At 59.8% G+C, this 17025-nt stretch carries 13 protein-coding genes and 4 pseudogenes; 9 read left to right on the forward strand and 8 right to left on the reverse strand.

The genetic code is table 11. The features are described 5' to 3' along the window. Positions 1–803: 803 nt before the first annotated feature. Positions 804–1022, reverse strand: a pseudogene (locus XI09_RS45885) (polysaccharide biosynthesis/export family protein); the annotation flags it as partial. A 177-nt stretch (positions 1023–1199) separates the two neighbouring features. On the opposite strand from XI09_RS45885, the gene XI09_RS01250 reads away from it, so the two are divergent. Next, the gene (locus XI09_RS01250; RefSeq protein ID WP_271565333.1) at positions 1200–2108 is read left to right on the forward strand and encodes a formylglycine-generating enzyme family protein; all 909 of its coding nucleotides are present in this window, start codon (positions 1200–1202) and stop codon (positions 2106–2108) included. A 146-nt stretch (positions 2109–2254) separates the two neighbouring features. Here the strand turns inward: XI09_RS01250 and XI09_RS01255 are convergent, their stop codons facing one another. Together XI09_RS01255 and XI09_RS01260 are read right to left on the reverse strand one after the other, a co-directional pair. Further along, positions 2255–2812 carry a hypothetical protein gene (locus XI09_RS01255; protein WP_271565334.1) on the reverse strand — a complete coding sequence of 186 codons (558 nt, stop codon included), beginning with the start codon at positions 2810–2812 and terminating at the stop codon, positions 2255–2257. Between the two features lie 49 nt (positions 2813–2861). Next, positions 2862–3515, reverse strand: a complete 654-nt coding sequence (locus XI09_RS01260; protein ID WP_271565335.1) for a hypothetical protein — start codon at positions 3513–3515, stop codon at positions 2862–2864. 553 nt (positions 3516–4068) lie between these two features. On the opposite strand from XI09_RS01260, the pseudogene XI09_RS45890 reads away from it, so the two are divergent. The 5 genes and pseudogenes from XI09_RS45890 to XI09_RS01285 form a co-directional block, all read left to right on the forward strand. Further along, a pseudogene (locus XI09_RS45890) lies at positions 4069–4140 on the forward strand (transposase); the annotation flags it as partial. Between the two features lie 75 nt (positions 4141–4215). Then, positions 4216–4677, forward strand: a complete 462-nt coding sequence (locus tag XI09_RS01265; protein ID WP_271565336.1) for a YybH family protein — start codon at positions 4216–4218, stop codon at positions 4675–4677. Then, positions 4674–4844, forward strand: a complete 171-nt coding sequence (locus XI09_RS01270) for a hypothetical protein (protein WP_271565337.1) — start codon at positions 4674–4676, stop codon at positions 4842–4844. Before XI09_RS01265 ends, XI09_RS01270 begins: the two co-directional genes overlap by 4 nt. A gap of 1547 nt (positions 4845–6391) precedes the next feature. Further along, on the forward strand, positions 6392–6541 hold the full coding sequence (locus XI09_RS01280; RefSeq protein ID WP_271565339.1) for a hypothetical protein: 150 nt from the start codon (positions 6392–6394) through the stop codon (positions 6539–6541). A 399-nt stretch (positions 6542–6940) separates the two neighbouring features. Beyond that, entirely contained in the window at positions 6941–7234 is a 294-nt protein-coding gene (locus tag XI09_RS01285) for a hypothetical protein (protein ID WP_271565340.1), read from the forward strand. A 78-nt stretch (positions 7235–7312) separates the two neighbouring features. On the opposite strand, the gene XI09_RS01290 is transcribed toward XI09_RS01285, so the two are convergent. The 3 genes and pseudogenes from XI09_RS01290 to XI09_RS01300 all read right to left on the reverse strand — a co-directional run bounded on the left by XI09_RS01290 (position 7313) and on the right by XI09_RS01300 (position 11674). Beyond that, positions 7313–7858: a DUF2971 domain-containing protein gene (locus XI09_RS01290; RefSeq protein WP_271565341.1), complete on the reverse strand. Its 546-nt coding sequence runs from the start codon at positions 7856–7858 to the stop codon at positions 7313–7315. 382 nt (positions 7859–8240) lie between these two features. Beyond that, positions 8241–10124, reverse strand: a pseudogene (locus tag XI09_RS01295) (DUF7380 domain-containing protein); the annotation flags it as partial. A 569-nt stretch (positions 10125–10693) separates the two neighbouring features. After that, entirely contained in the window at positions 10694–11674 is a 981-nt protein-coding gene (locus XI09_RS01300; protein WP_271565342.1) for a hypothetical protein, read from the reverse strand. Positions 11675–11903: 229 nt separating this feature from the next. Here XI09_RS01300 and XI09_RS01305 point away from each other — a divergent pair, with 229 nt between their 5' ends. After that, positions 11904–12317 carry a hypothetical protein gene (locus XI09_RS01305; RefSeq protein WP_271565343.1) on the forward strand — a complete coding sequence of 138 codons (414 nt, stop codon included), beginning with the start codon at positions 11904–11906 and terminating at the stop codon, positions 12315–12317. A gap of 258 nt (positions 12318–12575) precedes the next feature. Then, positions 12576–13038 (forward strand): annotated as a pseudogene (locus tag XI09_RS45895) (transposase family protein); the annotation flags it as partial. Here the strand turns inward: XI09_RS45895 and XI09_RS01315 are convergent. Together XI09_RS01315 and XI09_RS01320 are read right to left on the reverse strand one after the other, a co-directional pair. Continuing rightward, a complete protein-coding gene (locus XI09_RS01315; protein ID WP_271565344.1) occupies positions 12980–14077 on the reverse strand; it encodes an FAD binding domain-containing protein in 1098 nt (365 codons plus the stop codon). The pseudogene XI09_RS45895 and the gene XI09_RS01315 overlap by 59 nt on opposite strands. Before the next feature lie 29 nt (positions 14078–14106). After that, entirely contained in the window at positions 14107–15315 is a 1209-nt protein-coding gene (locus tag XI09_RS01320; RefSeq protein ID WP_271565345.1) for an MFS transporter, read from the reverse strand. 373 nt (positions 15316–15688) lie between these two features. Between XI09_RS01320 and XI09_RS01325 the strand changes: the two genes are divergently transcribed. Continuing rightward, positions 15689–16993: a cytochrome c gene (locus XI09_RS01325; protein ID WP_271565346.1), complete on the forward strand. Its 1305-nt coding sequence runs from the start codon at positions 15689–15691 to the stop codon at positions 16991–16993. Positions 16994–17025: the final 32 nt, after the last annotated feature.

The following is a 17025-nucleotide window of genomic DNA, read 5'->3' on the forward strand; positions in this document are numbered from 1 at the left end:
GTACCTCTACGCAAACGCAACGGCACGAGCCGTCGAGGGAAACCTTGGCGGCTTTTTGCGTGTGGCCAGAGTAACCGGAGCGAGTTTGGAAANATACCTCTACGCAAACGCAACGGCACGAGCCGTCGAGGGAAACCTTGGCGGCTTTTTGCGTGTGGCCAGAGTAACCGGAGCGAGTTTGGAAATCGGTGATATCGTTGGGGTGTTGAAAGCGTGTGAGGCCGCCCAAGTGAGGCTGGTCTAGCTGGGAGGAAGGGCCATGGAATGGTTTAGCCGGAAAACATCGATAGTGGGTATCCAAATTTCCAATTGGATAGTCGTTCTGGTGGCTCTCGTCGTAATTTGGATTATCTATCGCTCTGCAACGTGACGGTGGCTGCTTCCCCCTACGCCGTTGCTCACGGCGCTCCAGCCATTTTGCGATTTCGCCATCGATGCAATGGATCACGCTGGCAAGGTGCGTGTCGGCGGGCTTGACGTTGCCGTAGCAGACGATGACGTCGACAGTCGGCAGCGTAGCCGACCGATGTCTGCCTTCGGGGGTAATACAGACATCCCATTTCAGGGGCGCCACGACCGTTTTTGACCCATCTGCGACATTGGGCAGCACTCAAGAAAGTGCACGACCTCACTTGATCGGCGGAATGGTTCGCCCAGGCGGCGATGTCCTGAGCCTACCCGCTAATGTTCAACTGCCGAACGGCGCTAAACCGGACGCCACGCGGATAGCCCAATTCGGTCGAGAATGACCCCGCCACTTCGAGCCGCCCTGAGGGGATCTTGGTGGTTGGGCGGGGTCAGGCAGTGTGGTCCGGTAACGAGACAAAGTTGCCGGATCGGGTGCCTGCCTCGGCTGGGATGAACAGGCCGCCGGCAGCCGCTTCAAAGATCGTCACCGCCACTACGTCGCCGACCCCGAATTTAATACTTGGCGCCGGTCGCCGGTCGGGAAACGTTGCAGAGATCGCGCTCGGTCCATATTCTTTCAACAAATCGAGTACGATCGGAGTGAGCTTGCGCAGTCAGCTTGAAACAGACGAGATGTATTGTAAGCGTAGTAGGATCGCGGGGTAAGCGGCGTTCGAGGAAGACGCCGCAAGCCCTTCTGTCTTTTGATTGAAACAAATTGCCCGACGCGCCGCCGCCAACCGAATGTCTAGTCGTTTCCTCGACCACCGTGATGCGGCCGGGAGCTCTGCATGAATGGGTTTGCTCACCGATTGCCTCTATTACTTGTGCTTCTGATTATCCAACTCCAGGTAGCGAGCGTCGGTGCCGAAACGTTGGATCAATCCGTACCGGCGCTCTCGATCTTAGAGCACCCATCGCCGCTAGATTTGCGGCTTTTCCGACCGCTATCTCGATCTGAAGAAAGCGCATTGGTGCCGCCTGATCACTTTAAAGAGTGTGATCTCTGTCCGGTGATGATTGTCGTTCCTGCCGGTCGGTTCACCATGGGCGCAAGCGCGGATGAAGCAGGAAGCACGGAGGACGAACGGCCGCAACACCAGGTGACATTTCCGAGTTTCTCGGTCGGACGTTTTCCCGTTTCTCTCGATGAGTGGAGCGCCTGCGTCATTGGGAAGGGCTGCAGCTTTCGACCGCCGGATCAGACCAGCCGCAGCGAATGGAAACCCGTCACCAATATTCAATGGGCCGAAGCCAAAGAGTACGTCGAATGGCTGTCGCTTGCGACCGGAAAGCCATATCGGTTGTTGAGCGAATCGGAGCGGGAGTACGTCGCGCGCGCCGGAACGACGACCGCTTTCTGGTGGGGCGATTCCTTCGCTATTGATCGGGTCGAAGAGCGCCAACTCGCCGGGGCGAACTCTCCGCCGCCAAGACCGTCGCTTCCTAATCCCTGGGGGATCTACGAAGTGCATGGTAACGTCTACGACTGGGTGGAGGATTGCTGGCACGACAATTACCAAGGCGCACCGGCGGACGGATCGGCGTGGATAGAAGGTGATTGCAGCCGACACGTCCTGCGCGGTGGCTCGCTCAGTCGAGCGGTGCAAACACGCCGAGCTGCGGCGCGCATTTGGTTCGGCTCATCGAATCGGATGCATTACATGAGTGTTCGTGTCGCAAGAACGCTACAGCGATAGGCAAGATGGGCCCGTCGACCACAAGCGCGGCTGCGTCAGTGCGGCGAGATGCAGACGACAGAGGTTTGACCGAAAACATGATCCGGCGAAAAGGCGAGGTGGTGGTCGACCCAGTGGCACGGAGACAACCTCGACTTCGGCGTCGGCTATTTCACCGTCGCGGTCGAACGCCCATAAGCACGAACAGCCTCGATAAACGCGTCCCAATCCTTTACGGAGGAGATCGTGGCTTCGATGTCATCCCACGTAAGGGTTGCCTCGGCGTCTAGCTCTGTCGCTCCGCGGTCCTGCAAATCCTCTTTTGCGGCCAGGCCGGCCAAGCGAGAGGCAACGAAGTCGCGATCGAGGTCGAGCAGACATAGGTTTTCCGAGACTGATGAAACCTGAGCGCCGCTCCGATCACGGATGTCGAGCAATCCGAGCTCCTCTCGTCTGACGGCCGCTGTCTCATCACACCAAATCTTTTCGGCCCGCTGCGCCAACTGGATGAGCCGAATGTAGAGGCTCGTAGGGATCCCGGACAGCTCCGCCTGGGTCTGCGCGATGGCATGGATTCGGTGAGACTGGAAATCGAGCACCTTACCCGATTGTACGTGGGAGCGATCCTTGCTTTCGTCAGTCGGCATCGTAGTCTCCGCGACGACCACTAATGTAACGGCAGTAAAAACAAGTCCAAAAATGCAACGATGGGCGAGCGCCAGCATTTCTACGCTTCGATTCCTCGGCCCAGAACACAGTTGTCCGAAATACCGCTCAGTTGGTGGAGAAGCAGTAAAACAATCCCGCTCCGCCGACGCGCTGCAAGTTCGCCAGGGAACAACCCGGCGTCTTGTGCGAATAGTTCCAGAAATTGGGACCCTGAGTGTTGCCGATCAGGTCATGGTGCCCGACGATCGCGCTACCCTGTCCGTCAGTGCTGCTGGTCCAGTTGCTGCAAGTTGCGTCGGCACCCGGAATGGCCGTGCCATCGTGTTGTGTGCCGGTGAGCATGTCATGTTGATTGGGGTTGTCGACGCGTCCCTTGACCACCATGCCCTTCTCGTCGAGGCCGGTCTCTTTGTTGATCTTGTTGTTGTCGCTGTGCAGGTCGGCCACGTTTGCCGCGATCTGGGTACCCTTGGCGTTGGACCAGGGACCGTTACCGATCCGATCCTTGGCATTGATAGCGCCCGGCCCCTGCGTCGAAAGATAGGCGTGCCATGTTTTGCCGCCCGCGCCTGCGGCCTGGGCGAGGGCCTGGCAATGTCGATCCGCCCCGTCGAGCCCACCGAGGTCGCCGCCCCTCCCAAGCCCGACACTGGTTATGAAGAAACCCATGCTGCTTTGCTGGGCTTCCGCCGGTCCCCGCACACTCAGCGTCAACAATACCATGGATGAGAGTAGAGCCAAATTCGCTATCTTGGTCATGCGGTTGGTCCTTGCCAGTGAGGACTCTCGTCCTCCACAATCACGCGCCGCTGCAACACTGCTCCAACCGGGTATCCCGGCATTCGCTAAAACCTATTATACGATCAGATTATCCATAATCACACTTCGTCTTTCACCCTAAAGTGGAGGAGAGGCCTATCGTCGTGGGCGGCGCGGCCGTAGCGCATGCCGGGATTTAAACGGACTAAAGTGACTGCCGCCCCTGGACAGGGTTTCGTGGGCGGCAACGCATTCAGAGCATTCCTGTCTCTCGCCAACACCTTACGCCATTCTAAAGCCCACCGAGGTCGCCTGTTGGCCCATCGCTTCAGTTGGCGCAGTGCAGCGTCATGTCTGAAGTTGGGGGTAGAGCGGACGTGGCTGGCCAACTGCAAGAATGTCGAGATTGACCCATTCCGGACATTGCGCGCGGTTTGAAATTTGCTCGACTGGATGCCCTCGAAATACATTGTCTCAGGCATTGTCAGTGCAACATGCGGCCTATTGTCGTGACTTCGATGATCGAGGCTGAGACTCATACGACACGCGCTCCATGCCGCAGGCACTCTGTTCAATCCTGTGGCCGAACGGTCCAGTCTGCCCTCAATGCGGTTCGATGGAAAGGATAATGCTAAGCAGCTTCTTTACAAAAGTGGACTCATTGACGGATAGTACCTCCCGGATTGTCAAGGAGGCACTGATGGCAACATGCGCGCGTATTCTCCCGTTCGTTCTGCTTACCGGCTTTCTGAGCGGCGTGGCACGCGCTGACGACAGAGCCGATGTGCTCGCGGCCAATCAGGCGGTGAGCGCAGCGTTCTCCACCCTAGACATAAAGGCGTTCGATCCGCTTTGGGCGCACAACGATAGCGTCACGATCATTCATCCTATCAGCAAGACGGTGTTGGTTGGATGGGATTCCGTGCGGAAAAGCTGGGCAGAGGGAACGCTGACTAGATACAAGGAAATCACGGTTACTATGGACGACCCAAGCATCAGCATAACGAACAACGTCGCGCGCGTTGTGGGGATCGAGAAAGTGCGTGGCACCCGTGCGAACGGCGATGCCGCTGAATTCTCAGCCCTGACAACAAACGTCTATGAGAAGCGCGATGGGCGCTGGCTCATGGTCCACCACCATGGGAGCCGAATGCCGCAGTGAGCGGAACGCTTGGTTCGCGAACAATAATCGCCATCCGCCGCCTGGCCGATTTGTCGATCCAAGCGCCAACCAAGTTTGAGTTGGTGATCAACCTCAAGACCGCCAAGGCTCTCGGCCTCACTGTGCCGCTGGCGCTGCTCACCAGCGCCGACGAGGTGATCGAATAGCGGCACTGTTTGTTGCGATGCATGAGTCTCTTGTTGGCCCAACTCGGACCTCCCGAGAGGTACGGTATTGCGCCGCTATCAGAGGCACAGCGGACCTCACGCGCCCGATTCCGGCGAGGGCCCATGAGCACACTTCCGAGGGCAAGCCTCGCCCCGCAAATCCGGTTTGCCGCGATTTACGCAAGCGGCTCGGCCGGGAGTAGCCGGCGGCCGACAAACTCACCAGTGGCCGTTTACAGCCGAGGCCGTTGGAGGTCCGCCTCGGTCAGCGTCAAGTCCGCCAGCCGCGATACCCTCAGGCCATGCTCGCCGCCGCCATTTTCCCGCATCACTGCCTTGCGCTCTCGGCCATGCGCCTCACGGAGCAAGGTCAGAAACCGCGCCCGATCGGCTCGCGAAAGCGCTCGCCATGCCTGCCACACCTGATCAAGATTGGTCATTGCCTCGGCCTACCTTGCGGATTCCGCTAGATAAGCCCGCCAAGCGAAATGGCAAACCGAAAATCGCAAATATGCGAAAGGGGCGCGGTCGCGCGTCCCCGCGCGGCCCTCCCCAATCGGTAGGACCCGGCGAAGATCAGAGCAGCAAGGCCGGGGGCTTTCCAATTGTGCGGCGCGGGGGGATTACTTGTAACGCTCGCTGCTCGGGTTTCGGGTGCACACTGGAACCATCACCGCACGGGCCCTGTGGCATTTATCGGTGTTGAGAACGCCGGTCGCGCTCCCGCCCAATCCTCGAACGGATGGAGCGGCGCATGCCAGAGCGTCGCCGTTTCATACAAGCCGAACCGCAGCCACTAGAGAAACGACTTGCGGAGGAAGCTGCACGTTTGCGCAAGGAAGCCCAAGGCACCCCGCCGGGCATTGAGCGCGAGCGCCTTATCCGCAGAGCCCGCCGAGCCGAGATAACCTCTCACCTAGAGGTGTGGCTGACCTCACCCGGTCAACAAGCACCAAAATAAGTTCAATAGAGATGGCCATCTAACCGCGCCCGCTGTGCTCGTAACAATACGGTCTTGTTTCAGCACCCGGAGTGCGCTTTAACCAGGTTGCATTTTGTGGCTGCTCTAACCTTGGATTGCCAGAGAAGGGCTAAATGTGCCGCTTATCCTCAACCTCTTGGTGCTGAGCGCAGGAATGGGAGCGGCGACCGCTTCTCTGAGGTTCCGCGCGCAGGCGCTTGTTCCGGTGTCATTGGCAATCGCGTTGGCTGCCGCGCTCGTGCTTCATTCTAACGGATTTGGCTTTCTTGCGTGGGCGTCCATAATTGTCGCTTGCCTTGTTATCGCGCAGCTTGCGTACGTTCTTGCGGCCTTCGTCGTCTACCGGGGGCAAGAGGAAATCGACGACGTCCCAGAACGTCCGCAACAAGAACGAGTAGCGCCAACGGAGCCCAGGAGATCGCACGGCGCACAATGAGCCACGGCAGCCCTCCGTAAGGACAACCGGGGCTTCACGCCGGGCGCGAGGCCCCGTGCGTCGTGGGTGTCGACAATGTAGGCCGACGACGGTTATCGGCTATTGCAAAAGCTCACTCTGGAGCCGGAAATGGTCAGCCGCATCACAGCGGCTTACGAGCAAGCACTTCATATCCTCTGCGTTGTGGACCGCGACGACCCCCTAACGGAAATGATCGCGAAGAAGATCATCAAGGTCGCGCAAACCGGTGTCCATGACCCCGCACAGATTTCGGCGTAAGCGATCAAGGAACTGGAAATGCGCTAGGGCCTTCGTCCTCACTTGAATCAACATCAGCAGGCTCTATGGGCCGCAGTTGAGGCTCAGGTGATAGGCCGTGGTGGTCTGTCGATGCTCGAACGGCTAACCGGAATTCCGGCCCAAACAATTTCTCGTCGAGCTCGCCAAAGCAAGTTGATCAAGAGTACAAAAAATAGAAGCCTTGCACGCGTCGCCAGCGTTCCGCAGAGTCGGACGCGCGACGATCTACATGATCCTCAAATTGCAGCCGCTCTCGAGCTTGTCGTCAAAGAGGAAATCGCTCGCCATCCGACAGGCCGAAAAAAATGTGTGCGCGGTAGCCTTAGGATGCTTTGCAGCGCGCTCAAGGAGCGAGGCTATTGCGTGGAACCGAATATAGTGACCAAGCTCCTGCAAAGGCTTGGCTACCGGCGCAAGACGACGAGGGGAAGAAAGCTGACTGAAATGCTCGATCCTGGCGTCGAGCCAGCTCTTCAGGGGCTGCTCTCCGAGGAAATCGCGGGCGATCCCATCCGCGAGTTTGCTTCGGCTAAGTCGGCCTCCGCCTCAACTTCCTTGCCGATTTCTAAGGCTTTCCCAGAAACCGGCAAGGTATCGAGGCGCCTCGCGAGCCGAGGGTTCCATTCTCTGCGTGGCAACCTTAGCGCATTCCGGCCTGATCGCTTTGGTTGAGTGATTTTTCGCAGCCGGGCTGTGCCTCGGCCGCGCAGCACTCGCGGTTCGCAGAATGAGCGGTTATGGAGTGAACGCTCATGGCGCTTGCCGCACCAATTCAGGCTGTTCATTGCCGATGCGGCTGGTGATTTCGGCTGCGCTGGCAATGGAAAGACGATGCCGGGCAGCCGTGGCCGCGTCGCCATAGATCACGCGTCCCACATGAAGGTTCTTGTTGGCCTCGTCATACAGCTCGTCGCGGTCTGGCTGGAACAGAGACGGGGCGAATCCGATCGCATAACCGCGCCCCCCGTCGCCATATTGCTGCCATTGAGGCGGGTGGTCGCGATGGCTGCTGAGGCTGAGAAGGTAGAATTCAAAGGGGCTGGCGAGGCCGCTGGTCTCGATCATGTCGTCGACGCAGGCACAGAAATTATCCATCAAGAAATCGCCGGTCTGGCCGACTTCCCGTAGCACCTGCCTGGCGACGCCAAGCGCATACTCGAATTCCCGCTTGTCGCTCTGCTGCAAATGGCTGAAGAACCATGGCCGCTGGCCGGTGAGGATGCCGCGCAGGCCTTCCTCGCGCGTGAAGTGGTACAACGGGCTGACGGGCGTACTATCGTTCAGCTCGACCAGCATCCTCTCCCGCGACCAGGCGGTAAACAGCCGCAGCGCCTCCAGCAACGCTGGCGGCAGAGACAGATCGTCAATCCCGGTCGTCGATCCTGATTGATCCTGTCGGCCAGTCCCGCGTTTGGGATGAATGGGTCAGGATGACCCACGAGGCGGTCTCCGAACTCAATACCAGGCTCAACGTTTTGAACGAAGTGCTGGAGAGGGTTTTCCCGTCTGCAACGCGCGACTGACAATAGGTAACGGCCCATTTCCACAGTTGGAAGCTTGCTGCTGAAAGCGATCGAAGCAAGCCAACCGATTAAGAGCCGGTCTTTTCGCTATCCCCGGTCTCGGATGCAGTATTTGCCGCCTGCGGTTCTAAGGGTTGGCTTGGCGCTGGTTTATCGAAGGGAAGCTGTAGCTGTTCCCGGTAAGGAAAGAGGGGAATGAGGCAGAGCCGGAAAATCAGCCAGCAGGCGTAGACGGCATCAGGGCCGTAAGGGTCCCCGTCATGCAGCAAGCCATGCGATAGCGCATGCCGAAGAGACGGGCCGGGCTTCTTGAGGAAGAAGCGTTCGATGTCGGCCGTGATGGCTGTACCGAAAATCGTGTCGAGTTCGTTCCTCATCTGCTCAAATAGGGAGGAGATCGTGCGATCCTGCTGCGTTTGGTTCGCATCGTCGAAGATCGTCACGTCATGCCCATGCGCCTTCAGGACATGGCGCAACGAATTCTCCAGCAGGGGCGTCAAGATGTATAGCGCGCTGACGAAGTCGCCCTGAAGGAAACGCAGGAAGCCGCGGCTGAACGTCCTGACCAGATCGTTTGGAACAAATGCGCTATGAACGAGAATTCGCGCGAAGATATCGTCCGATAAGAAATGATCGGCTCCGATTGCTTGGCGGGCGGTCTCAATCTTTCCAGCCGCGGCGACCTGCCGGCGAATGCGTTCGTCCTGCGCAATTTGATGTTGAATGGCACTTGCATCCCCCTCATCGCCGAAGCCGGCCCCCGCAGTCCGATGGACGACTTTGCCTTCGCTGTCATGATGGGAAGTACCAAAAAGCGACGCCAACGGATGTGCGCGAATGGAATCGGAAGCGGCTTCGGCCAGCTCTTTAGGTTCAGGTGAATTTTCGAGAGCGGCAAAGACAAAGAGCTTGTCGCGCAGGGTCGGCTGGCGCTTGACGCCTTGCTCAATCTGCCGAGCCATATCTTCAAGATTGAACGGAATGGAAAATCCTGACATTTCCTCGCCGATGCCCGCCTGAGCATCGATAAGCCGGTGCCGCAGTTCTTTTCGCCGGTCCTTTTTTCCGGGAACGCCGTGAAGCTCAGCAATGGCATTGGCCAGCATCGACGATGTCATCATCGCCACCGGTTGGCGGTCGGCCATCAAGACAAACTGGTCGGCTGCGGCTGACTGACAGCGGTGCTGGTCGTCAGGCTGCTTAGCGAGATGGTACGCACGTGCGCCAAGCCGCCAGAGTTCAACGATGCTGTGCGCATCGGTTTCTGCGGGCAGGGCGCCAATCAAATCCTCGATATCTTTTCCGATGACGGCGGGGTCAGAGATGCCGAAGTCCAGGTCAAGCTCGCAAAACCAGAACGCGGGGACGGCGAGGGGTTTTTGGATAGCCCTCACACGCAATTCGTTCGCTATCGCGCGAGCCGCGATCGCTTCGGGCTTGTTCCATCCCACGGCACGGCCAAGTTGCAAGGCCCGCCGCAGGAGGTCCCGGGCGTCGTGCTTGAGCGCTCCTTTGCCATCGTCGAAACGGAATGCGAGCGCTCCGCTGTCAACCTTCCTCAGGATTTCGACGTAAGCGGCTACCGCCGCGGTACCCGAGTCAGCTCGCCTTCGTTCGAGAAACCAGCAGAGATCGGAAAGGCGCGCCCGCAAAGCCGGATGCGTTGCGCGCTGAGCCATGGCGGATAGCACTTTGACAGGCGGCCCCCGAAAATCGCCAGCAACGGGCGACCGGCGACCATCGGCCCACACCATCATAGCGCCGAAGGGTTCGCTCCGATCCTTGGGCCGAAACAGCATGCCGGCAACCGCCGACAGCATGCGAAATACGCGTGCGGCGGGGGTATCTTCCGTTTCACCAGCGGCTTTGCGAAACAGATCGCCAAGCTCCTGGCTGTCGGCGCTCTTTGACTCTGCGATCGGGCTCTCGAATTCGAGGTCCGCAAGATCGGCGAGCGTGGCGCGCAGCCAAAACGGCGGAAAGGTTTCCGCCGGGTCGCCGCGTTGTGGTCCTGCGTCGCCGTTCTTATCGTTGTCCATGCTATGCTCGTCATCGTTTCAGCGCGTAGCGGCCACCGACGAGGCTCGCGTTGGCAGTCGACCAGCTTCTCCTGTGAATCGGCGTAGCATTTGACCCCCAAGCGGCCTCCAACATTCGGGGCCGCTACACAAAGGTCGATCCGAATCACAAACTTCGGTTCTGAGCTTAGCCCGGCTTAGACGGTTGGGCCCGAAAGAGATGTGATTCCGGATCGGGAAAACACGCCATTCCGCGTCAGGTAGGCCTGCGAGCAACTTTGCGATTGTGTGTGAAAATGCTCAATTTTGACCACTCGCATGGGGTCGTGGAGCTGACGTTAGGCGCCGAATCCTCCACGCACACTTTTTCAGGCGAACTGGGTCTCTTCCACGGAGTTGGGCGGGACCTGCGGAGCCTTGGGCCCGTGACGCCGAAATTGGAGCTGAGTAAGGGGCCTGATGTCGGCTAGGTGCACATTCGGCGCCCCGTCACGCGTCGGCGCGCTGGTTGGGGGAGTCCCACCGAAAATTGCTGGAAGACAGATGTTTGTGGCGACAAGCAGAATAGCGAGATTGGGCATGATTGTCCCTCAGAACCGTTCCGGATTGTAAATCGGCCCGCCGTTCTCTTGAATCAGCCAAGCAACGTCCGGGCTATCAGCGAGCGGGCGCTCATGGGTCGGCAGTTTCACTCTGAGGTCGACGGCTTCCGCATTCTCGTCGATCATCGCGAGCCACGCGTCCTTTGCGACGGTTTTATTCATGCGAATGCTGGCCACAACGAGCGTGTCACTCGCGACCGTCAGACGGTCGGGATGGCCTTGGCGGTAATCTCGAAGTGTTGCCCAGAGCTGCTGCACAATGTCATCATCGAGATGAGCCCACGCCCCTTGATCGTCGAACACCCAGAAACCGCGGATGTCAGCGAGAGATTTCCGGAAGAGACTGAGCATGGCTAGGTGATTGAGGCGCGCATATAGCCAAAGAACTGCGTACTCCTTATCGCTCCACAAGTCCCGATCTTTCGCCTGTTTCGTACGCGCATGGTGGATGAGCCTGCAAGCGACTGCGGCTCGATGAACTGCAAGCTGAACGAGTGATTGGGCGTCAAGCCGTTCTGAAGTGGGATGCGTGACGGCAACGCGCCACGCCACATGCATGCCGGTCAAATTCAGAAGAGCTCTTCGGACGGTATCCTGGCACGTGTCGGCGGCCGTCTCGCTCACGTCGAGCGTCGCAAAACGGAAAACGGCAGGTGCGTTATAGAAGTCGAGATAGGTGTGGGCTCGGTCTTCCAGTTCAAGCGCGTCGGCCTGGCGTAGCTCGGCAAGATAATCGGCCTCCTGGAGTTTCCAGTTGATGAGAGGCATGCCGTATTTGTCGCAACAGACCTCTGAGGCATATTTGGCAATCTGTTGAGCCTTGGAGGGGCCGATGTTGACTCGTTCTTCCCTCCAGTCGCGCACTCTCGACCGATCCTGATTGGTCAGGGCCTCGGCAACCTCCGTCACCGTCTTCTCCTGCAACACGAGGAGCAGAGCGCGTTTCGGCTCGGCAAGCGGGTCAAACATTGGAAACGTCTCCCGAAAAAACCGCTCCCTCTACATAAGAAGCTGTGCGCAAACGAAACAGGTGCAGGATTGCTCGCGGTGCTCCCCCAGGTGAGGCACTAAGCGTGCTCATGCGCCGGAGCAGAACTCCAAACTATGTTGCTGATCAACAATGAGAATTTCGGGCAATCCTTCGCGGGCCGTGTCGCGACCCGTGGGGGTCACACGGCAACAAGGAGAGGTACCGACCATGAAAAGCAATCGCTTTGCGGCGACTATGATTGCGGGGCTAATGGCCGTGTCGGCTGGGAGCCCGGTAGTGGCCCAGGAGGCGTCCACGACGCGGATCAAGATCGCGAGCGCGGCCCACCGGGAGAATGGATGTTCGGAGAGTTCGAAGAACTTCAAGATCGTTGTCCCCAACGCGGACAAGCTCGACCTGAACTACAAGGGAGTAGTCGCGGGTATTGAGCGGGTCTACACTGAGGGCAACGGAACGCGCAGCGACGGCGATTATGCCTTCGCGGATAACGGCAACGCGCTGACCTTCCGGCTTTGGGTGAAGGGCGGCGGGACGCGCATCTCGGGGTTCGGACGGAATGTTTGTCACAGGGCCACTGGCGCAAACACCGCTATCGATTTCTACGGCCACTACAAGCGCTAGGTGAGGCCCAGGACCGATCCTGCCTGCGCGAGAGTGCGGATCGGAGCAATGGAAAAGTTTGGGAAGGTCGGACGGCGCAAGCCGGCCGACCTTTCTTTCGGCCTTTTGGAAAAAGACGACTTCACTCGCAGCGACCACCATGGGTCTAGTTTGCCCCTCAGCGCGGCCTAACCCCCGATCGGCGCCGAAGGTTGGGTCTGACTCACTTCTGATGAAGTTTGGCGGGCGACTGTGGTTCTCAAACGGAGAATCAGCGCCATGCGGACGGGCTTTCAAATCTCATCGCTAGTACTGAGTGGTTTGGTGTTTGATGGTGTAAGTGCCTCAATGGATTCGTTCATTCTGGCTGTTAGGTCGGAAGCTGCGGAGGCTCGGTGCCCTTTGTGCGCGACAGCATCGAGCCGCATCCATAGCCGCTATGTCCGGCACGTTGCCGATTTGCCATCAGCGGGCAGAAAGGTGCGCCTCCGATTGCTCACGCGGCGCTTCACATGCGAGGTGCCGCATTGCCGCCGGCGGATCTTCGCGGAGCGGTTCGGAGAAGACGTCGTTCCGCTTCGACGGCGTCGGACGGCACGGCTCGAACACATCGTCCATCACCTTGGGGTTGGCGCTCGGCGATCGGCCGGCAGTAAGCTTCGCCAAGCGGCTCATGCTGCCTGTCAGCAACGATACCTTGCTGCGGGTGGTCCGCCGGCGGACGGCGATGCCGACGGATCCACGCATTGCCTCACGCAGAATGTTACTGGACAACTTCTCGCCGATGAATGCAGCAGCGCCACCAAATTGGTTCGGTGGCCTCTATGGCGGGAAAGATCAGCATGGGCGCGCGGCGTGAGGTGTTGTCGGCGGTGATGGCGCGTTACCGGTCGGCCAAACGAGCGGAGAAGGGGCGCATCCTCGACGAGCTGTGCGCGACGACGGGTTGGCATCGTAAGCGTGCGGTGCGCGCACTCCGGCGACGCGCAACGGTTGGGCCCGGAGCAGTCGAGGCACTTCGAGAGCGCAAGCGTAGATATGGTGCGACGATCAAGGACGCGATGACAGCGCTGTGGGAGGCGTCGGATCGCCGGTCCGGCCGCGGGCCTATACCAGACCCAGTTGTACCTACGGCGTCCGCTCTCGGTCTCGCCTCCGGCGCCAGGCACCAAGAAGCCGATGATGTGGGAGTAGGGCATTCGGAAGTATGCGAAGCGGTCGAGCAGTTCCTCTCCCGCGAAGCCAGGCAAAGCGGATTCCGCAAGGAGACCGCGCCACCCGACGTAGCCGGCATAGCAATTCAAGGCTGAAGGGCCGTCCACGACCGCACGCACTACGGATGCTACCCCGTCCGCGCCGACGACCAGGTCAGCCATCGCTTCGTTGCCGTTTTCGAAGCGGAGAACGACACGATCGGCGTCCTCGCGAAGATGTTCGACCTTCTTGCCCAGCAGGTACGTGCCGTCCGCCCTCCGCTCGCGAAAGACTCGATAGACGGTGTCCCAAGATATCTGCATTTGCGGCGGCATCGGTTGGACAAGCGAAGTCCCGGCGTCGCCGAAGACGATGCGCTCTCGCGCGACCACACCGACTCGCGCGACGTGCTCGCATCCGGACGCCCGAAGGATCGCGAATGATTCGCGCTTGCCGAGGAAGCCGGCGCCGCGTCCCGCCGGTCCATGGAGCGATCGTTCGTAGACCGTGACGTCGTGCCCGTCCTGTGCAAGCAACGTCGCGGTGAACAGTACCGCGAGAGAGCCTCCGACGACCGCGATGCGCATGCTTTGCAACCTTCGCAGGGACCGTGGCCTTAGTGTTTCGATGCCTTGCCGGCGCGGGTCGCAAGCGTCGGCAGTTGCAGAAGCAGCCCCGCTGCCGCAAGCGCGGCCCCATAGGCGCAGACGCCGAGCCAGGAAAGGTGCGTATACGCCCAACTCGCCCCGAGGGAACCGAGCGAGCCGCCGATGAACATTGCCGTCATGAACACGGTATTCAACCTGCTCCGGGCCTCCGGACGAAGCGCGAAGATCAGATGTTGGTTCGATACAAGTGCAGCGTTCACGCCGATATCGAGGAACACCACTCCTACGACCAATCCCGCGATCGCGTTCCAGCCCGCGAAAACGGCCCATGAGGAAAGCGAGATGGCGGCTGCGATCGCGACCACCACGTGTGGACCGCGTCTGTCGGCGACGCGTCCTGCGAGAGGAGCGGCGAAGATGCCGGACGCGCCGATGACGCCGAACAGACCTGCGATCTCGGGTCCAAGCCCGAAGGCGGGTTCCTGGAGATGAAGCGAAAGTATGGTCCAGAAGGCGATGAAGGAGGCGAACAGCATAGCTTGCGTCGCGGCGGCGAGACGAAGCTGTGGCTCCTCGACGAGCAAGTGGACGAGCGAGCGCAGCGCGGCGAGATATCCGATGTCTTGCTTCGCATGGTGCTGAGGCAGGATCGAACGGACCAACGCGGCAGCGCTAAGCGCCAAAGGAACGCCCAGCCAGAACATCTCGCGCCATCCGAAGTGCGATCCGACGAAGCCGGCGATCGTACGGCTGAGGAGAATGCCTCCCAGAATTCCGCTGACCACGGTGCCTACGGCGCTGCCTCTGGTCCGGTCGTCGGCGAGCGTCGCGGCGAAGGGGACGATCTGTTGGGCCACGGTCGCTGCCACGCCCAGTGTTAGCGACGCCGAGATCAGAGCAAGCGTAGACGGAGCGATTGCGGCGAACGCGAGAGCAGCAGACAGAACGAGGAATTGCGCCGCGATTAGGCGCCTTCTCTCCACAATGTCGCCTAATGGCACCAGAAAGAGAAGGCCGACGGCGTAACCGAATTGCGTGGCGGTGGGAATGAGGCCGATTGCGGTCGAGTCCGGATAGCTCGCTTCGATCAGGCCGAGCAGGGGCTGGTTGTAGTATATATTTGCGACTGCGATCCCGGCGCAGACCGCCATCGCGAAGATGCGAGCGCGGGTGAGGCTGGGTGCCTGGTGGTCCGTCGTGACGGTTGAAGTCGACATGGCGGCAAAATCCTCTTTGCGCCGGCAACTTCTTTTTTCCGCGCCGGCTCATGACCTCGAACAGGATTGACAGTTAATTATCAATTGATAAATAACAGGGCGTGGCGGCGACTCCAATCTGCAGTATGGTTTTGGACACGTGAGCACTACGATCCTACGGAGCGATGTCATCCGCAGCCTCGCATTAGTCCTGAAGCAAGGCTCTTACCCACGCCTCTTACTCCGTGAACGAGCGGCCGTATTGGATTCCGTGAGCGTGGTTTGGACTGGCTCGTCGAGCAGCGATCTGGAAATCGTGCAAGCCGCGCATGAAACTCAAAAGAAATCGCGCGGCGTCCCCTGATATGTCCTGGGTCTCGATGAAGGATCGGTGATGAAGTTCAGGTTTGTCTTCTTCGCGCTACTTGCGATCGGTGCGTTGGGCGGAACGGCGGCGCTTCTATATGCGTGGGAATCGCCTATTGCTCCGATCGATCCTCGATCGCATGTAACGCCCGATCGCGCATTGGCTCGTCGTGGCGCAAGTCTCGCTCTTCTCGGAGACTGCGCCACATGCCATACCGCGGCGGGCGGACTCCCATACGCCGGAGGGCTCGCGATGCCGACGCCCTTTGGAACGATCTACTCCACGAACATCACGCCGGATCCGGAGACGGGCATAGGTCGCTGGTCGGAGCAGGCTTTCATTCGCGCTCTACGGTCTGGCGTTGATCGCGAAGGTCGCCATCTCTATCCGGCGTTTCCCTACGACCACTTCACGCGCGTGACCGACGATGATGCCAAGGCGTTGTACGCCTTCTTCATGTCGATCGATCCGGTTAAGTCGTCGGCGCCGTCCAACGAACTTCCATTTCCTCTCAACGTCCGTCTCACTCTGGCCGGCTGGAAGCTTCTCTTTCTGCATCCAGCGCGTTTCGTCGCCGACCCGTCGAAGGACGAGAAATGGAATAGGGGAAAATATCTGGTTGACGGACTGGGCCATTGCGGAGCCTGCCATTCCCCTCGAAATCTCCTCGGAGCCGAGATGACATCCTCCGGCTTTTCCGGAGGCGAGGCCGAAGGCTGGCGCGCCTATGCGCTTGGCGGAACTTCGCCGGCACCGGCCGCGTGGGATGAAGCCGCCCTTGCGGATTATCTCGCGCATGGTTTTCATCCGCAACATGGCACCGCCCAGGGCCCCATGGCGAACGTGGTCGACAATCTGTCCCAGGTAGATCCGTCGGACGTGGGAGCGATGGCCTATTATCTCGCCTCTCTCGGAAAGGGGAAGGGGCGGGACGACGTCAAGAAGGTTGCTTCCGGGCCGGGCCGCCTGCCGCAGGCGGCCGGCATGCAGGCGGCTACACCTGCCATCCCGGCCGAGGCTGGCGGCGCGATCTACATCACCGTCTGCGCTTCGTGTCACGAAGGCGACAGACCAGTGCCGTTGGGGGGCTTGAGACTCGATCTCTCCACCGCGCTCGCCGATGCGACGCCAGCCAACCTGGTTAACCTCGTGATAGGGGGAATCCCGGCGGCCGCCGGCGCTTCCGCGCGCCCAATCATGCCCGGTTTCGGTGAAGTTCTCGACGACCGACAGATCTCGGATCTTGCGAATTATCTGCGCACCCGACTTGCGGGAAGGCAGCGGTGGGACGGGCTGGAAAAAGCGGTCGCGGAAGCAAGAGGCGGACAATGAGGGCTATCGGTCAAGGACTAAGGAGGCTCGGC

The organism is Bradyrhizobium sp. CCBAU 11386, assembly GCF_028128955.1.
In the GTDB taxonomy this organism is placed as follows: Bacteria; Pseudomonadota; Alphaproteobacteria; order Rhizobiales; family Xanthobacteraceae; genus Bradyrhizobium.

Coding starts and splice junctions, on each gene's coding strand:
- XI09_RS01250 (WP_271565333.1), top strand. CDS start 1,200: ATGAATGGGTTTGCTCACCGATTGCCTCTATTACTTGTGCTTCTGATT.
- XI09_RS01255 (WP_271565334.1), bottom strand. CDS start 2,812: ATGCTGGCGCTCGCCCATCGTTGCATTTTTGGACTTGTTTTTACTGCC.
- XI09_RS01260 (WP_271565335.1), bottom strand. CDS start 3,515: ATGACCAAGATAGCGAATTTGGCTCTACTCTCATCCATGGTATTGTTG.
- XI09_RS01265 (WP_271565336.1), top strand. CDS start 4,216: ATGGCAACATGCGCGCGTATTCTCCCGTTCGTTCTGCTTACCGGCTTT.
- XI09_RS01280 (WP_271565339.1), top strand. CDS start 6,392: ATGGTCAGCCGCATCACAGCGGCTTACGAGCAAGCACTTCATATCCTC.
- XI09_RS01290 (WP_271565341.1), bottom strand. CDS start 7,858: ATGCTGGTCGAGCTGAACGATAGTACGCCCGTCAGCCCGTTGTACCAC.
- XI09_RS01300 (WP_271565342.1), bottom strand. CDS start 11,674: ATGTTTGACCCGCTTGCCGAGCCGAAACGCGCTCTGCTCCTCGTGTTG.
- XI09_RS01305 (WP_271565343.1), top strand. CDS start 11,904: ATGAAAAGCAATCGCTTTGCGGCGACTATGATTGCGGGGCTAATGGCC.
- XI09_RS01315 (WP_271565344.1), bottom strand. CDS start 14,077: ATGCGCATCGCGGTCGTCGGAGGCTCTCTCGCGGTACTGTTCACCGCG.
- XI09_RS01320 (WP_271565345.1), bottom strand. CDS start 15,315: ATGTCGACTTCAACCGTCACGACGGACCACCAGGCACCCAGCCTCACC.
- XI09_RS01325 (WP_271565346.1), top strand. CDS start 15,689: ATGAAGTTCAGGTTTGTCTTCTTCGCGCTACTTGCGATCGGTGCGTTG.